Genomic DNA, 14,438 nt, shown 5'->3' on the forward strand with positions numbered 1-14,438 from the left:
CGATTAGGATTCGACGCCATCTTCGACGATCGAGTCCTCACTCCCATGGCCGCCAAATCCCGACCGAAATCCGACGCGCCAGATGCGAGCGATCGCGTCAGCCGCATCCGGGAAGGCGTAACTGCGGCGATCCTCGAGCATCGCCTGCTGCCCGGCACGAAACTCGGCGAGGACGAGATCGGCGAGATCTACGGCGCAAGCCGAACGTTGGTTCGCACCGCGCTGCAACAGCTCGCCCATGAGGGCATCGTCGATATCGAGAAGAACCGCGGCGCCTTCGTCGCGCGGCCGACGCCTGCCGACGCACGCGAAGTGTTCGAGGCGCGCCGCCTGATCGAGCCGACGATCGTCGATCACGCCGTTGACGCGGTGTCGCCGGCGTGGATCGGGCGTCTCCAGCGGCATCTTGCCGAGGAACGCGAGGCGGAGCTGCGTGGCGATGCGCGTGCTTCGGTCCGCCTCTCCGGCGACTTCCATCGACTCGTCGCGGAGATGAGTGGCCACAGCATCTATCTCGGTTTTCTCAAGGAGCTGATTGCGCGCTCCTCGCTGATCATCCTGCTTTATCGCCGGCACGACACGCCGGCCTGCGGCACCGATCATCACGCCGGGATCGTCGCCGCGATCCGCAAATGCGACAGGGAGGCCGCGCGCGCGCAGATGTTGTCGCATCTGAACGAGATCGAGGCTGAGCTGTTCCTGAAGGATCCCGCCGCCGACGAGTTGCGTCTCGCGGACGTGCTCGGGGTCTGAGCTCAACGAGGCGCGTCCGCACCCGGATGGGCGAGGCGGCGGCTATTGCGGCTCCAACCCGAGAGTCTTGATCGACTCGAGCCAGACCGGCCCTTCCTTTTCATAGAGCGCAATCGAGGATGCACGATCCATGGCCGGCTGGTCGACGCCGAAGGCATCGAGCAGCTTCTGCACGCGCTCCGTCTTGCCGCCTTCGACCATCAGCTTGGCGAGCATGTCGATCCGGTCTGCCGGCATCGCAGCGGGCGCCACCAGCGCGGTAAAACTGATGAGCTGGAAGACATTGCCGGTGACCCCTTGCTCGGCAAATGTCTTGGTCTCGGGCAGCTTCTTCATGCGCACCGGTGTCGGCACGGCAATCGGGCGGCCGATGCCGGTATCGAGTACCGGCAGCGCGGCCTGATAGCTGCCGACCGCCGCCTGGATCACTCCGGCGGCCAGATCCTGCCACATCGGCGCTTCGCCGCGGTAATGCACGATGGAAATGTCGAGACCGAATTGGCGGTTGAGCTCGGCGATCGCAATGTGCGCGAACGAGCCGATCCCGTACGAGCCGGCCGTGACCTTGTTGCCGCGTGCGTACGCGACGAACTCTTCGATCGTCTTTGCATTGGTGGCGGAATGGACCACCAGCGGCAGATGCCCCGAAGGCGTCACCGCGACGATCGTGAAATCCTTGTCCGGATCATAGGCCAGCGATTTCAGCAGCAGGCGGTTACCGAGCAAGGTGGACGAGATCGTGTACATCAGCGTGTAACCGTCGGCCGGGGAATCCTTCACCGACTGTGCCGCCAGCGCACCGCTGGCTCCGGTTTTGTTTTCGACGATGACCGGCTGCCCAAGCTTCTGCGAGATATAGTCGCCATAGGCGCGGGCGAAGGCATCGGTGATGCCGCCTGCCGGCGTGGAGACGACGATCTTGATGGCCCGAGTCGGCCAGGCTTCGGCCCAAGCCGTTTCAGAAGCGGCCAGCGTCAGGCATGCAATCGCGGCAGCCCAAATTCTCGCGGATGTCCGCACTTCGGCCTCCCTTTTCCCTATGTCATTGGGCAGCCGGAAGCCACCGCAACGAGGTGTCACATGGGCAAGGAGGAGGGTCAAGAAATCAAAATATCGTTTCACTGTGTGAAATGGTCACGGCCGACCTGCAGAAGAGCCTGGCGCGGCAAGCTTGGCGCCGAGCGCCTCGGCAAGTGCGGAAGCGACTTTCTTCATCGGAGGTACGAAGCGGCGTATGCCTTCCTCCGGACTGACCGCTTCGCGGAGCATCATCACGTTCATGCTGCCGAACAGCCGGTTCTGAAGCGCGACGGGAACGCCAAGCGCCCAGACCGCGCCACCGAAGATACTGCGGCTGTAGCTGTCGTCCATCACCGCGAACCCGGCTTTACGGATCGTGCGCAGCGCCTTGCTGAGCTTGTCGGGATTGCGCGCCAGATCGTTCCAAGGCTCTGGACCGAGGGCAAGCCGCGCGGCAATGCGCTCCTGCTCGGCGGGCTCGCAGAAGGCGAGATAGGCGCGTCCCATCGAGGTGCCGAGGACGGGAAAGCGAAAACCCGGCGGGCGGCTGAACAGCAGCGATCCATCCACGCGCGTCGTGTGGGCGATGACCATGGACTCCTGATCGAGCACCGCGATGTCTGACGGCCAATGGATCTGCTTGCGGAATTTGTTGAGGATGGGTTCGGCGATGCCGCCAATCCAGGTCGGCTCGTCATAGCCTGCGCTGAGCAACAGCGCGCGTCCCGTCGGCGCGTAGCTGGCCGGCTCGGTACGGCGCACCACATAACCTTCATGCTCCAGCGTCTCGAGCATGCGGACGATTGTCGCCTTGTTGAGTCCCGTCGCCTTGTGCAGCGACCCGACGGTCGACTGCCGTTCCTGATTGATCGCTCGCAGGACTTCGAGACCCCTGGACAACGCAATGACCGGACGGAACGACGTCATGCCAACTCCTTGTGATTGCCTGTGCCGTGAGCCGATGAAGCAACCGCCGGAGGGACAGGGCAGCGCGCTCGACGCCATCGCCACCGATTGCGGGAAGGCTGGCATGAGTCAAGCTCGCTGACGCGTTCATCTCGGTTTCGAGAAGGGCGGGATTCGCAGCCCAGTCGATCGCACGCTGCGCCCGCCGGCAATTTAGTTCCTGTGGTCGAACTGGATTGTGCGCTCCCAGCCTCGTGTGGATGGTCGGGCGCTGCGACGTCACGTGACTATTCCTCGCGAGCCGCACCGGCTATAGGATGGCGCTCTGTCATCGAACTGTCATGTTACCGTAAATGCTGAAGTCAGACGCAACGTCGGTTCGCAAGGCTCCGAGCGCGCGGGATGGGAATCCTGTTGCGAGGGACAACAAGAGAACGCAAGTCACCGCCGGCTTCTTCAGGCAACGTGAACCTGTCGAACTCGTCGCGGAACCTGTGATCGATCAGACGCCATCGCAAGACGCGGAACCGGCAACGGAACCACTCCGGTCGAGTGCTGCCGCGCATGGTGTCGGTGAGATCGAGCTCAAGCTTTTCGTCGATGCCGATCGCATGGCGCATTTCAACGCCGCGCCTGTGATCGCGGTCAACGCGCGCAACAAGGGCACGCGCAAGCGGCTCAAGTCGGTCTATTATGACACGCCGGAGCGGACACTTCGGCGCAACGGATTGAGCCTGCGCGTTCGTCAGAGCGGCGCGCGGTTCGTGCAAACCGTGAAGACCGATGCGGTGAATGATCCGCTCCGCCGTGGTGAGTGGGAGGCGAGCGTGCCTTCGCTTGCGCCCGAGCTCGCTTTGGCGATGCCTTTCATTCCCGAGAAGCTTCGCAGCCACCTGGAAGCGCAACCGCTCAAAGTGGTCTTCACCGCCGATGTCCATCGCCATGCGCGGATGATTGACCTGCCGTCAGGCACGGTCGAGATCGCCTTCGACCGGGGCGAGTTGACGGCCGGCGACCATTCACTGCCGGTGAGCGAGATCGAGCTGGAGCTCAAGAGCGGCAGCGCGAGCGCGATCTACGAGCTCGCGTTGCGGCTCGCGGAGCACGGCGTCGTGAAGCCGTCCATCCGCACCAAATCGGCGCGCGGCTTCGATCTTGCCGCCGACAAGCCGCCCTCGGCGCGGCGTCCGCGAAAACTTCGTCTCGATCCGTCGGTGACATTGGACGAGGCGTTCGCGACAATCCTGCGTTCCTGCTTTCTCCATTTGCTTCAGTCGCTGCCAGCGGCCGAGGACGGCCGCAATCCGGAAGGAATCCATCAGTTGCGCGTCTCGCTGCGCCGGCTGCGGTCCGTGCTGGATCTGATGCGTTCGGCGGGCGTGTCGAGCAACGTCGATACGCTGCGAACCGAAGCCAAATGGCTGGCGCAGGATTTGTCCGCCGCGCGCGACTGGGATGTGTTCCGGCTCGAGACCTTGCCGATGATCGCAACAGCCTGTCCGTCGGTCGCGGGCTTCGATGCGCTGGGCCAGGTTGGGGCCGAGCGGCAGTCGGATGCCTATCGCAAGGCGCACGATGCGCTCGACGATCGCCGCTGCGCGATATTCCTGATCAGCCTCGGCGGGTGGATCGAGGCGCGCGGCTGGCGCAACGACGTCGCCGCGCAGGATCTCGGCCGGCTCGCCGAACCCGCGGCCGACTTCGCGGCACGCATCCTGTCGGCGCAGTACGCCAAGGTGCTCAGGCGCGGCCGCCGCTTCAAATCGCTTCCCGCCGAAGGTCTGCACCGCGTGCGGCTCGCGACCAAGCGGCTGCGCTATGTCAGCGAGTTTCTGCTGCCGCTGTTCGCGGACCGCAAATGCGCGCGAAAATTCGCGCGCAGGCTCGCCGGCTTGCAGGAGCAGCTTGGCGCCTTCAACGACATGGTGGTCACGGCATCATTGCTGGACGGCCTTGGTGCCGAGCCCGACTGCGCCATCGCGGCGGCGGCGATCGCCGGCTGGCAGGCGCGCGCGTCGGTCGGGGTGCAGTCCGCCCTGCAAAGCACATGGCGCGATTTCACCGCCGCGCGCGTGCCCTGGTCGCGGCAGACGCCGCAGGACTGAGCTAAGCACATCCTAAAAAAGTTGCGGCCAGCCATTGGGGGATGGCTGGCCGCGCGCGAACCGGTCTGGGACGGGGAGGGGTGGGGATGTGACCGGGTCGCGTATCTCTTTCGTTGGTCTCTACTGATCTCTCGCGCTGGCGGTGGAAACCGCCGGCTTGGTGTCGCCGAGCGAGACCCAGACGTTGGGATCGCTCTGCGACTGGCGCTTGACGAAGCGGTAGCCGGTCTCCGTCCAGGCAACGACGTTCTCGTTCTGATTGTCGAGAACGAACTCGCCCTTGTCGGTCTTCACCGTCAGCACCGCGTGTCCTTCGCCCTTCTTGTCGCGCACGACGGTGATGAGCAGGGCCTCGCGCGGCCATCCGGCATCGATCAGCATCTTGCGCTTCAACAGCACGTAGTCTTCGCAGTCGCCGTAACCGTCGGACGGCAGCGACCACTTTTCGATCACGCCCCAGTGCTCCTGGTCGGTCAAAGGCTTGACGGTCTCGTTGACCCAGCGATTGACCTTGACGAGGTCGCGCCATGCAGCCTGCGACATCACGATGTCACGCGGTTGCGTCGGTGCGCCCTGGCACTGAGCGGCATTATCCGCACAGAACTCGACCCAGCCGATCGGCGCACGCGTGGTGTCGCCGAGGCTTGCGTAGAGCAGACGGCCTTCGCCGGCCTGCGCTGCCGCGCTCATTCCGAAGAGCATGGCGGCGAGCGCCAATCCCTTCCCCTGTCCCCTGAAATCAAACATTGCGGCCCCCGTTTCTTGTTGGGACCACATTGCGCAGGGAGCTTTTGAGTTGCCGCTAAGTCAGCCAAGTCAAGTCGAGACGAATGCAAGTAAAACACGCGGCGAATTCGATCTATACTTGAGTCAAACTTGAATAAAATTCGATATGACTGCGATTGATTCAAATTTTATCGATTAACGCGGAAACGCTGGCGGAACTGTTGCTTGCACGCACCCGCAGCCCCCGCGTTAACCCGCGCGAGGCCCGTCACGACCCATGAAAAAGGCGGCGTCCGCATCGCGGAGGCCGCCTTCAGGGCTGGAAATGCAGTGGTTTTGGTGCCTTGGCGCTTTACCGCGCGGTAACGCTCTCTTCGAGAGTTTCAATTGGCTGCGAATGCATGAACTCGAGTGCGAAGCCGTCTTCGAGGTTTCGGACCACGCGGCCCTGCACCCGGCCGAGCAGAACCGTCGATTTCAGCGGGGGGCGGTTCTCTGCGGCGATGGCTGCGCCCGACAGCGAGAGGTCGATGATGCGGCAGGTCATCTTGGTGCCGTCCTCGAGCGTCAGCACCGCGATCGGGTTGCGCGGCACGATACGATCGTGACGGCGGTCTTCCGGCAGGTTGAGAATGTCGCGGTTGGCGAGCCAGGTCAGCTGTGCCGCGAGCTTGTCGCGCTTTCGCGGCGTCGCGCCGACCGTCATGGCGAAGCCATTGTCGATGATGCGGGTGATCTTGCCCTCGACGCGGCCGATATGGTCGAGATACGCGACCACGCGGTCGCCGACATTGCCGATGCCGGGGGCCAGCAGCGCCAGCCCGCCCGGCGACATGTTGATCACCTGGCAAGGGAATTCACGGCGGTCCGGCAGCATGTAGCGGCCGAGCAGGTGAACCTTCACCCGCTGGAAACGCCGACGTTCCTCGGCGGCCGGAAGAAATTTTTTGTGCGCCAACGCCATTTTCACAACCCGACCCCCCGCCTGGCGGAGTCCGGGACGACCCTAAGGTGCACAGGGTTAATGCCGCGTTAGGATCGGGCGCGGCGATGACGAACAGCCACAATGCGTTCGAAAAGCCACATCAGGGGCGGGCAGGCCAGCACCGTCAGCGCGCCGAGGTCGAGCGCGACCGCGGCAGTGCCGGCCGATTTGGCGAGCCGGCCCGCCACCGCCGGCCCCAGCATCATCGCGGCATAGAAGAGAGTGTAGAACACGCCCATTCCGATCGCCCGTGTCTCCGGCGCGAGTACGCGGGCGGCCAGGCTCATGATCGGGCCGGCGGGAAGGCCGCCGATCAAGCCGCCCAGGACCAGGATCGCGATCACAGCGTCGGACCGGGTCAGCCAGGCGAGCAGACCGGCCACCACGAGGCTCGCCGCGATCGCCACGACAAAGGGGCGCTTGGTGCGATCGGCGAGATATCCGCCTGATGGCACCGAGATCACCGACAGCCACATCACGAGGCTGATCGCCGAGCCCGCCGCCGCAATGCTCCAGCCGCGCTCGACGAGCAATGAGGGGCCGAACGAGAAAATCATGGCGAAGCCGATGTTATAAAGGCCCCAAATCGCACCCGCGACGATCACCGCCAGAAGCGCGAGCGGATCGAGCCGCCCGGAGCCGGCCGCGCTGGCGGTTGCTCCCGGCGGCGCTTGGTAGAAAATGATGAGCGCAATGCCGATCGCGGTCAGCGCGCCGGCCACGAGAAACACGGCGCCCGCGCCGTAAGTCGTGCCGATCGCCGGCAGCACGAGCAGCGAGATCGCAACGCCCGCCGGCCAGGAGTTGACGAAGATCGCCATCGCGGTGGCGATCTCCTTACTCGCAAACCAGTCGGTGCCCATCTTGGTGAGCTGTACGGTCAGCAGCACGCCACCGGCGCCGGAGGCGAGCCGGCCCGCCATCTGCCAGCCCCAGACGTCGGTGGTGGCCATGACAAGGCTGCCCGCCGTCATCAGCAGCAGCGCCACGATCGTGGTAGGCTTGTCGCCGAGGGCGCGGCCGATCGCGCCGCCCGGCAGCGCCAGCACGATGCCCGGTGTGAAATAGAGTCCGATCAGGATGCCGATATCGGCGAGTCCGACGCCGAAGCTCTGCTGCAGCAGCGGCGCGACCGCGGCCACGCTCTGGAACTGGAACGCGATGGTGAGGCGAACGACGAACAGGATCGCAAGTATGCCCCACCGATTGCGCAACGCTTCATCTCCCCGAACCCTGTATCGAGCGTGCGGTGGGGAGACGCCGGAGTCAACCGCAAGCTCTGAGCTTACGTCTTCCTCGTCGCGCGCCCATAGAGAAAACATAGCAGTGCCAGCAGCACCGCGGCCGAGAGCCCGAGCGACCAGTGAATGCCGATCGCCGCACCGAACAGTCCGACCGTGATGCCGCTGAAGGCCCGCATCCCGAGCCCGGCCATATTGTAGAGGCCGACGACGCGGCCGCGAATGTCGGACGGCGCGTTCAACTGCACCAGCGCCTGCGCCATGGTGTTGAACGACAGCTCGAAGAAGCCTGCAAAGAACAACAGCACGATCGCGACCGGATAGATCCGCACCGAGGCGAAGCCGAGCAGCGCCACGCTCCACAGCATCGCGAGCATGATCGCGGTGCGCGGCGTACCCTTGAGCCGCCCCCAGGATTCCAGCGCGATGCCGGCGAGCAGCGCGCCGGCAGCATCTGCCGCGAGCAGCACGCTGTAGGAGATTCCGGGATCGCCATGGCCGAGATCGCCGGCAAAGCCCGGCATCTGGGCGTGATAGGCATTGCCGATCATGAAAGAGGTGAGGCCGGCGAGCCATGTCATCGCCGTCAGCACCGGCTGCGTGCCGATGGCGCCGATCGTCAGCATGATGTCGGCAAGGCCGCGCACCGCGAAGCGCCGCACGGCCACGCTGCTGTCGCGCACCGGCGCCCAGAACAGCCACAGCAGCATCGGCAGATAGAACAGCGTGTTGAAGATGATGCCATGCGAGGTGCCGAGCGTGAGCATGATGATGCCGCCGACGGCAGGTCCGACCAGAATGCCGAGATAGCGCGCCATCGCATTCAGCCGCACCGCGCTCGGAAGATCGGCGGGGCCGACGAGATCGTAGAGCAGGAGCTGGTTCGGCGTCTGCCACAACACGCCGGCGCAGCCATGGATCACCAGCAGCAGCATGGCGTGCCACATCTCAATGGTGTCGGTGATGAAGAAGAAACCCCATCCAGCCGAGGCCACGATGAACAGCAACATGCCGCATTGAATGATGCGGCGCGGATCGACCCGGTCCGCGAGCCCGCCAACCGCGACCGAGAACAGCAGGAACGGCAGCCAGTGCGACAGCACGGCAAACCCCGCCAACGCCGGCGAATGGAATTTCTGGAACACCACCCAATAGCTGATCACATGCTCGATATTATCGGCCATCATCGCCAGCACGTAAGCGATGAACTGGAGTCGATACGGCACCGACTTCATCGCAGCGAACGATCCGGATGCGACGACAGGATTTTGAGGGAGGGGGTTCAAGAGGGCACCTGGGTGGGACTTTCGCGTCGTGCCTACACGTTCGCCGTCGAGCGCTCAAGACACTTGGGTGTGTGAGAACAGCGGTCCCGTAGCCTGGATGGAGCGACGCGTAATCCGGGATTCTCGCCTGCGGCTCCCCGTGTTCCGCTACGCTCCATACGGGCTACGCGCCCACGGCTTGGCACGACCGCGCATCTCACATACGCTGCTCGTCAGCTCGCACCAATCAGCCATAATAAAAGCGGGCATCGAGGACACGCCATGGACCAGATCCGCGTCTGCACCCACGCAGGGCCGGGCAGTGAGCCCGTCATTCGCACCGTGCCATGGCCGAAGGTTGGCAAAAAGGCCGCGCTGATCAAGGTTGGCGCGTGCGGCGTCTGCGGCACGGACCTGCACATCCTGAGAGGACATTGGCCGAAGCCGCTGCCCTGGCCGTTCACGCTCGGCCACGAGCTCGGCGGCATCATCGTCGAATGCGGCGACGAATTCACCGAGGACTTCATGAGCAAGCCGCTCAAGGTCGGATCAAAAGTGATGATCCCGCCGCTGATGCCGTGCGGCCGCTGCTATTACTGCATCCATTATCCCCTGAGCGCCAACAAGTGCCTGACGCCGGTTTACTACGGCCGCTATCTCGGCTTCGACAAGGCACCTCACATGTGGGGCGGCTGGGCCGAATATGTCTACGTCGATCTCGACATGCTGCCGGGCACCAAGATCTACAAATTGCCTGACGACATGTCGCTGCGGCTGGGTGCGCTGTCGGAGCCGCTGACCTCCTGCATCCGCGCCTTCAATCGCGCCAGCCGCGCCGGCGGTTTTTCCTGGGGCAACACGGTGGTGATCCAGGGCTCGGGCCCGATCGGCATTCTCGCAGTCGCCGCGGCGCAGGAGATGGGGGCAGGGCGCGTGATCTGCGTCGGTGCGCCGGAGGAGCCGCGGCTCAAGCTCGCGCGCGAGTTCGGCGCGGAGGCGACGGTGAACATCGACGAACTGAAGTCACCACAAGATCGCATCGTCCTTGTGCGCGACATCGTCGGCGGCTTCGGCGCCGATCTCGTGATGGATTGCTCGGGGCATCCCTCCGCCGGCCCCGAAGGCATCGAGATGCTGCGCGACGGCGGCACCTATGTCGAGATGGGCCAGTTCACAGACGCCGGCTCGATCGAGACCTCCTGGCACCGCATCTGCACCAAGGATATCAACGTGCTGGGCTCCTGGGGTTTTACCGCCAACGATCTGCCGCTCGGCGTCGACATGCTCTATCGCACGGCGGACAAATATCCCTGGCTCAAGATGCAGACGATCTATCCGTTCACGGAAGAGGGGGTCGCACAGGCGGTCAGGGATGCGATGGCGATGAAGACGGTGAAATCAACCATCGTGCCGTGGCCGGAATTGGTGGAGTAACGATGGCATCGATCCCGCACGACCTCGCAGCGTTTCTGGTCGAATCCAAGCGCAGCACCTATGCGGGGCTGGACGACGACGCCACCGTGGCCGCTCCGCTGCTCAGAGGCTCCAAGCAGCTTGAGCCCTATCGCGATATCTATTTCGGGATGGGGTTCTTCGTCGGGCAGGAGACCGTGTCCCGGGATGAGCGCGTCATCTGGTCGATGAGCTACAGCGGTGGCGTCCGCGCGGAGATCACGGGGCGAGACACCTTCCTTGCGATCTACAAATTCCTGCGCAAGGCACTACTGGCCGTATCCGTGGAGGAGCCGTACCGGGGGCCGCATCTGTTTGAGCAGGACGGCATGATCTACCGCAACGAGGTCGAAGGCTCCTTCGATCGCTTCCACGGCATCGAGACGATTGCGCAGCAGGATGGCGCGCTGCTTTACGAGCTGCGCTATGGTGGTGGCATGTTGCGCTAGATGATCCGTAGCCCGGATGGAGCGCAGCGTAATCCGGGGCCGCCAGTCCCGTATTCCGCTACGCTCCATACGGGCTACGGGCCGGCGTTTGGAATGAAGGACGAGATGACAAACGAACAAACGACCGAGCCAGGCCAACGCACGCGCTCGCCCTTCCGTGCCATCCGCGCGATCGACTACACCGTCGTCTTCGTGCGCGACATGGCGGCGATGCGCCGCTTCTATGAAGACGTCCTCGCGTTTCCGCTGCTGCGGGAGCTGTCGCCGAACTGGATCGAGTACGGCTTGGGCCCCAACACGCTGGCTCTCGCTACACCGGGCCGAACTGCGACTGACGCGCCGACGCCGGCGGGCAGTGCCGCGCTGCAACTGGCCTTCAGGGTGTCCGCGGCCGAAGTCGATGCGTGTGCCGACGAACTCGCACGCCACGGCGTGGCGCTGCTGTCACCCCCAACGAACCAGTCGTTCGGGCATCGGACGCTGTTCTTTCGCGACCCCGACGGCAATCTTTTGGAAGTCTATGCGGAGATCTGAACCGCGGGAGCGGGCGGCCGTGCACGAAAAGTTCCATCGAGTTTTTCACGCCGGGGTGAAACTCAGGCCCGGGTTTCGGCTTTCAGTTCACGGGAGAGTTCATCGTGAAGCGGATCCTGAAACCCGTCACTTACATCCTGGCCGCCATCTACTTCCTGGTGGATGCGGTCTTCATGGCCGTGGCGAGGCCGATCTCGCGCTGGATTGGGCGGCATCTCCATTTGAAGCGATTGCGCGGCTGGATCAGATCGCTGTCGCCTTATTGCTCGCTCGCGCTGTTTTCCGTGCCCGTCATCATCCTGGAGCCGGTCAAGCCCGTGGCGGCCTATCTCGCCGCAACCGGTCAGGTCGTGAGCGGGGCCGTGACATTCATCATCGGCGAGCTGCTCAAGCTGGTCCTGGTCGAGCGCCTGTTCCATCTCACGCGTGACAAGCTGATGCGGATTCCGGCCTTCGCCTGGGCCTATGGCAAGTTCACAGACGTCAAGGCATGGCTGCAGGCCACCGAAGCCTGGCGCGCGGTCCGAGCCTTGGGCCGCGCGGCAAGAGACACTGTTGCCCGGGCCAGAGCCAGGCTGGCTGGCGGCTTCGGCAGGCTGGTGGCCTCCAGGGATTAGGGCCCGCGCGTCGCTCTCTATGCGAGTTTGCGCACTGCGGCGGCGGCTTCGGTGGAAAATCCCGCTAGATGCAGCGAAACGGCTCGAAAACGCTGGATATAGTGGGTCGAGCTGGCCGGTAAGCTTATTCTCGGCATCACCAAAGCCATGCGTCATAGGCATGGTGATTTGCCCGCACTTGGCGTAAAGAGCGTCCAAATCAAATCACCACGCGTGCGGCTGGACCATTTGCCGCCTACGCAGCTTCAGGTCGCGCGGCTCGACGTTCCGCGCCTGGACCAACCAAGGTTTATCCCGTGTCTTTTCCGACCATGAGTGCGCCGCTCGCCCGAGCTTTGGCCGAGCGCAACTACGACCGTCCGACCCCCGTTCAGCTCGCCGTGCTGACCGATGAGGCCGCTGACCGCGACCTCTTGGTTTCGGCCCAGACCGGCTCCGGCAAGACCCTGGCCTACGGGCTGGCTATGGCCAAGGATTTGCTTGGCGACGCCGAGCGGTTCGAGCGGGCGGGTGCACCGCTTGCCCTGATCGTGGCGCCGACCCGCGAGCTTGCCTTGCAGGTCCATCGCGAGCTGGCGTGGCTGTACGAGCACGCGAGCGGGCGCGTCGTCTCCTGCGTCGGCGGCATGGACCCCAGGCGCGAGCAGCGCGAGCTTGCGGCCGGCGCTCATATCGTCGTCGGCACGCCCGGCCGGTTGTGCGATCATTTGCGCCGCGGCCGTCTCGATATCTCGGAATTAAAGGTGGTCGTGCTCGACGAGGCCGACGAGATGCTCAATCTCGGCTTTCGCGAAGACATGGAATTCATCCTCAAGACCACGCCGGACACGCGCCGCACCCTGATGTTCTCGGCGACGTTCCCGCGCGGCATCGTCGCGCTGGCCAAGCAGTATCAGCAGCGGGCGTTCCGGATCGAAGTCGCCGGCGACGAAGGCGGTCATGCCGATATCGAGTATCGCGCGCTCCGGCTCGCGCCCGGCGATGCCGAGCACGCCGTCGTCAACGTGTTGCGCTTCTACGAGGCACCGAGCGCGCTGGTGTTCTGCAGCACGCGCGATGGCGTCCGGCATTTGCAGGCGGCGCTGCTGGAGCGTGGCTTCTCCGTGGTCGCTCTGTCAGGCGAATTGACGCAGAACGAGCGAACCACGGCGTTGCAGTCGCTGCGGGACGGACGCTCGCGCGTCTGCGTGGCGACCGACGTCGCCGCCCGCGGCATCGATCTGCCGAGCCTCGACCTCGTCATTCATGCGGATCTGCCCAACGACGCCGAGGTCATGCAGCATCGCTCCGGCCGCACCGGACGCGCGGGCCGCAAGGGGACCAGCGTCATGCTGGTGCCGCCCGTGCGGCGGCGGCGTGCGGAAATGCTGCTGAACGTCTCGGGCATCGACGCGGTCTGGGGGACGGCGCCGCAGCCGGATGAGATCCGCAAGCTCGATCATGAGCGCATGAAGGACGTGCTGTTCACGGAGGAGACCACCGCCGACGATCGGGCGCTGGCGCAGGCGCTATTGGCCGAGCGGTCGGCCGAGGAGATCGCCGCGTCACTCGCACGGCTCTATCGCGCGCGGCTGCCATCGCCCGAAGACATCATGGATCCCGGCGAGCGAGCTGGCCGGCCGCGCGAGGATCGCGGCCGCAACGATACGCGCGCACCGCGCGACGATGTCCGCGCTTCGCGTGGCGACGATCGGCCCGAAAGGGCTCGACCCAAAGCGGGAAAATCCTCGTCGAAACATGGCATGGCGGATGGCAGCGTCTGGTTCCGGGCCAACATCGGACGAAAAAAGAACGCGGAAGCGCGCTGGCTGTTGCCGATGATCTGCCGCCGTGGCGGCATCGACAAGGGCGATATCGGCGCGATCAAGATCATGGACACCACGACCGAGTTCGAAATTTCCCAGCGGGTCGCGGACTCCTTCGCCGTGAAGATCAAGCGTCCGGACAAGGAAGACAATATCCGCCTCGAGCCGATGGCGGATGCGCCGCAGCGGCAAGCGGCTTCGGAAGAGCGGCCCCACGCGCCGCGGCGCGAGAGCGGCGACAGCGATCATCGTGAACGTCGAGACGATCGCCCGCGCGACAAGAGCGAATTCAAACCGCGCGGCAAGACTTTCGGCGAGCGCCCGACGAAATTCGACGACGCTCCGGCGTTCGCGAAGAAAAAGAAACATAAGACCAAGCCGGGCCATTCCGAAGCTTCGGTCACGCCGTGGTCTGAAAAGGGTGCGTCGGGCAAGAAGCCGAAGAAGAAAAAGCATCGCGGTTGAACGGGCGCTGTTCAGCAGCGACAGCAACGATGCCGCCGGATTGCACCGGCGACATCATCTGAAAAGCCGGATGGGCTCAGCGGCCACCGCCGCCGCCGCCACCACCACCACCACC

At 64.5% G+C, this 14,438-nt stretch carries 14 protein-coding genes; 7 read left to right on the forward strand and 7 right to left on the reverse strand.

Annotated elements, in window-relative coordinates:
* Window positions 1-45 precede the first annotated feature (45 nt).
* Entirely contained in the window at window positions 46-753 is a 708-nt protein-coding gene (locus tag AC0L3C_RS05585) for a GntR family transcriptional regulator (RefSeq protein ID WP_473407366.1), read from the forward strand.
* 42 nt (window positions 754-795) lie between these two features.
* Here AC0L3C_RS05585 and AC0L3C_RS05590 read toward each other — a convergent pair whose 3' ends face one another.
* The 3 genes from AC0L3C_RS05590 to AC0L3C_RS05600 all read right to left on the reverse strand — a co-directional run bounded on the left by AC0L3C_RS05590 (window position 796) and on the right by AC0L3C_RS05600 (window position 3,299).
* Window positions 796-1,773: a Bug family tripartite tricarboxylate transporter substrate binding protein gene (locus AC0L3C_RS05590; RefSeq protein WP_473407367.1), complete on the reverse strand. Its 978-nt coding sequence runs from the start codon at window positions 1,771-1,773 to the stop codon at window positions 796-798.
* 114 nt (window positions 1,774-1,887) lie between these two features.
* Window positions 1,888-2,700, reverse strand: coding sequence for a helix-turn-helix domain-containing protein (locus AC0L3C_RS05595; protein ID WP_473258789.1), 813 nt, complete (start codon window positions 2,698-2,700; stop codon window positions 1,888-1,890).
* Window positions 2,701-3,041: 341 nt separating this feature from the next.
* Window positions 3,042-3,299 carry a hypothetical protein gene (locus tag AC0L3C_RS05600; RefSeq protein WP_473407368.1) on the reverse strand — a complete coding sequence of 86 codons (258 nt, stop codon included), beginning with the start codon at window positions 3,297-3,299 and terminating at the stop codon, window positions 3,042-3,044.
* Between AC0L3C_RS05600 and AC0L3C_RS05605 the strand changes: the two genes are divergently transcribed.
* Entirely contained in the window at window positions 3,291-4,784 is a 1,494-nt protein-coding gene (locus tag AC0L3C_RS05605; RefSeq protein ID WP_473407369.1) for a CYTH and CHAD domain-containing protein, read from the forward strand. The genes AC0L3C_RS05600 and AC0L3C_RS05605 overlap by 9 nt on opposite strands.
* 120 nt (window positions 4,785-4,904) lie before the next feature.
* Here the strand turns inward: AC0L3C_RS05605 and AC0L3C_RS05610 are convergent, their stop codons facing one another.
* The 4 genes from AC0L3C_RS05610 to AC0L3C_RS05625 all read right to left on the reverse strand — a co-directional run bounded on the left by AC0L3C_RS05610 (window position 4,905) and on the right by AC0L3C_RS05625 (window position 9,022).
* Window positions 4,905-5,531 (reverse strand): transglutaminase-like cysteine peptidase, encoded by a 627-nt coding sequence (locus tag AC0L3C_RS05610; RefSeq protein ID WP_026232931.1) that lies wholly within the window; start codon window positions 5,529-5,531, stop codon window positions 4,905-4,907.
* A 331-nt stretch (window positions 5,532-5,862) separates the two neighbouring features.
* Window positions 5,863-6,474 carry a PilZ domain-containing protein gene (locus AC0L3C_RS05615; RefSeq protein ID WP_007602573.1) on the reverse strand — a complete coding sequence of 204 codons (612 nt, stop codon included), beginning with the start codon at window positions 6,472-6,474 and terminating at the stop codon, window positions 5,863-5,865.
* 68 nt (window positions 6,475-6,542) lie between these two features.
* A complete protein-coding gene (locus AC0L3C_RS05620) occupies window positions 6,543-7,709 on the reverse strand; it encodes an MFS transporter (protein ID WP_473407370.1) in 1,167 nt (388 codons plus the stop codon).
* Window positions 7,710-7,780: 71 nt separating this feature from the next.
* Window positions 7,781-9,022, reverse strand: coding sequence for an MFS transporter (locus AC0L3C_RS05625; protein WP_473279673.1), 1,242 nt, complete (start codon window positions 9,020-9,022; stop codon window positions 7,781-7,783).
* A gap of 261 nt (window positions 9,023-9,283) precedes the next feature.
* On the opposite strand from AC0L3C_RS05625, the gene AC0L3C_RS05630 reads away from it, so the two are divergent.
* The 5 genes from AC0L3C_RS05630 (at window position 9,284) to AC0L3C_RS05650 (ending at window position 14,323) form a co-directional block, all read left to right on the forward strand.
* On the forward strand, window positions 9,284-10,435 hold the full coding sequence (locus AC0L3C_RS05630) for a zinc-binding dehydrogenase (protein WP_473407371.1): 1,152 nt from the start codon (window positions 9,284-9,286) through the stop codon (window positions 10,433-10,435).
* Between the two features lie 2 nt (window positions 10,436-10,437).
* On the forward strand, window positions 10,438-10,902 hold the full coding sequence (locus AC0L3C_RS05635; RefSeq protein WP_473407372.1) for a DUF5680 domain-containing protein: 465 nt from the start codon (window positions 10,438-10,440) through the stop codon (window positions 10,900-10,902).
* 93 nt (window positions 10,903-10,995) lie between these two features.
* On the forward strand, window positions 10,996-11,436 hold the full coding sequence (locus AC0L3C_RS05640; protein WP_473258772.1) for a VOC family protein: 441 nt from the start codon (window positions 10,996-10,998) through the stop codon (window positions 11,434-11,436).
* Between the two features lie 104 nt (window positions 11,437-11,540).
* Complete coding sequence (locus tag AC0L3C_RS05645; protein ID WP_473407373.1) at window positions 11,541-12,053, forward strand: hypothetical protein; 513 nt, start codon at window positions 11,541-11,543, stop codon at window positions 12,051-12,053.
* Between the two features lie 311 nt (window positions 12,054-12,364).
* Window positions 12,365-14,323, forward strand: coding sequence for a DEAD/DEAH box helicase (locus AC0L3C_RS05650; RefSeq protein WP_473407391.1), 1,959 nt, complete (start codon window positions 12,365-12,367; stop codon window positions 14,321-14,323).
* The last annotated feature ends 115 nt before the right edge of the window (window positions 14,324-14,438 follow it).

It is taken from the genome of Bradyrhizobium sp. WSM4872 (assembly GCF_055811715.1).

Bases quoted from the DNA above. Each gene is read 5' to 3' on its own strand.
- AC0L3C_RS05585 (WP_473407366.1), top strand. From the start codon at position 46: ATGGCCGCCAAATCCCGACCGAAATCCGACGCGCCAGATGCGAGCGAT.
- AC0L3C_RS05595 (WP_473258789.1), bottom strand. From the start codon at position 2,700: ATGACGTCGTTCCGTCCGGTCATTGCGTTGTCCAGGGGTCTCGAAGTC.
- AC0L3C_RS05605 (WP_473407369.1), top strand. From the start codon at position 3,291: ATGGCGCATTTCAACGCCGCGCCTGTGATCGCGGTCAACGCGCGCAAC.
- AC0L3C_RS05600 (WP_473407368.1), bottom strand. From the start codon at position 3,299: ATGCGCCATGCGATCGGCATCGACGAAAAGCTTGAGCTCGATCTCACC.
- AC0L3C_RS05610 (WP_026232931.1), bottom strand. From the start codon at position 5,531: ATGTTTGATTTCAGGGGACAGGGGAAGGGATTGGCGCTCGCCGCCATG.
- AC0L3C_RS05615 (WP_007602573.1), bottom strand. From the start codon at position 6,474: ATGGCGTTGGCGCACAAAAAATTTCTTCCGGCCGCCGAGGAACGTCGG.
- AC0L3C_RS05630 (WP_473407371.1), top strand. From the start codon at position 9,284: ATGGACCAGATCCGCGTCTGCACCCACGCAGGGCCGGGCAGTGAGCCC.
- AC0L3C_RS05635 (WP_473407372.1), top strand. From the start codon at position 10,438: ATGGCATCGATCCCGCACGACCTCGCAGCGTTTCTGGTCGAATCCAAG.
- AC0L3C_RS05640 (WP_473258772.1), top strand. From the start codon at position 10,996: ATGAAGGACGAGATGACAAACGAACAAACGACCGAGCCAGGCCAACGC.
- AC0L3C_RS05650 (WP_473407391.1), top strand. From the start codon at position 12,365: ATGAGTGCGCCGCTCGCCCGAGCTTTGGCCGAGCGCAACTACGACCGT.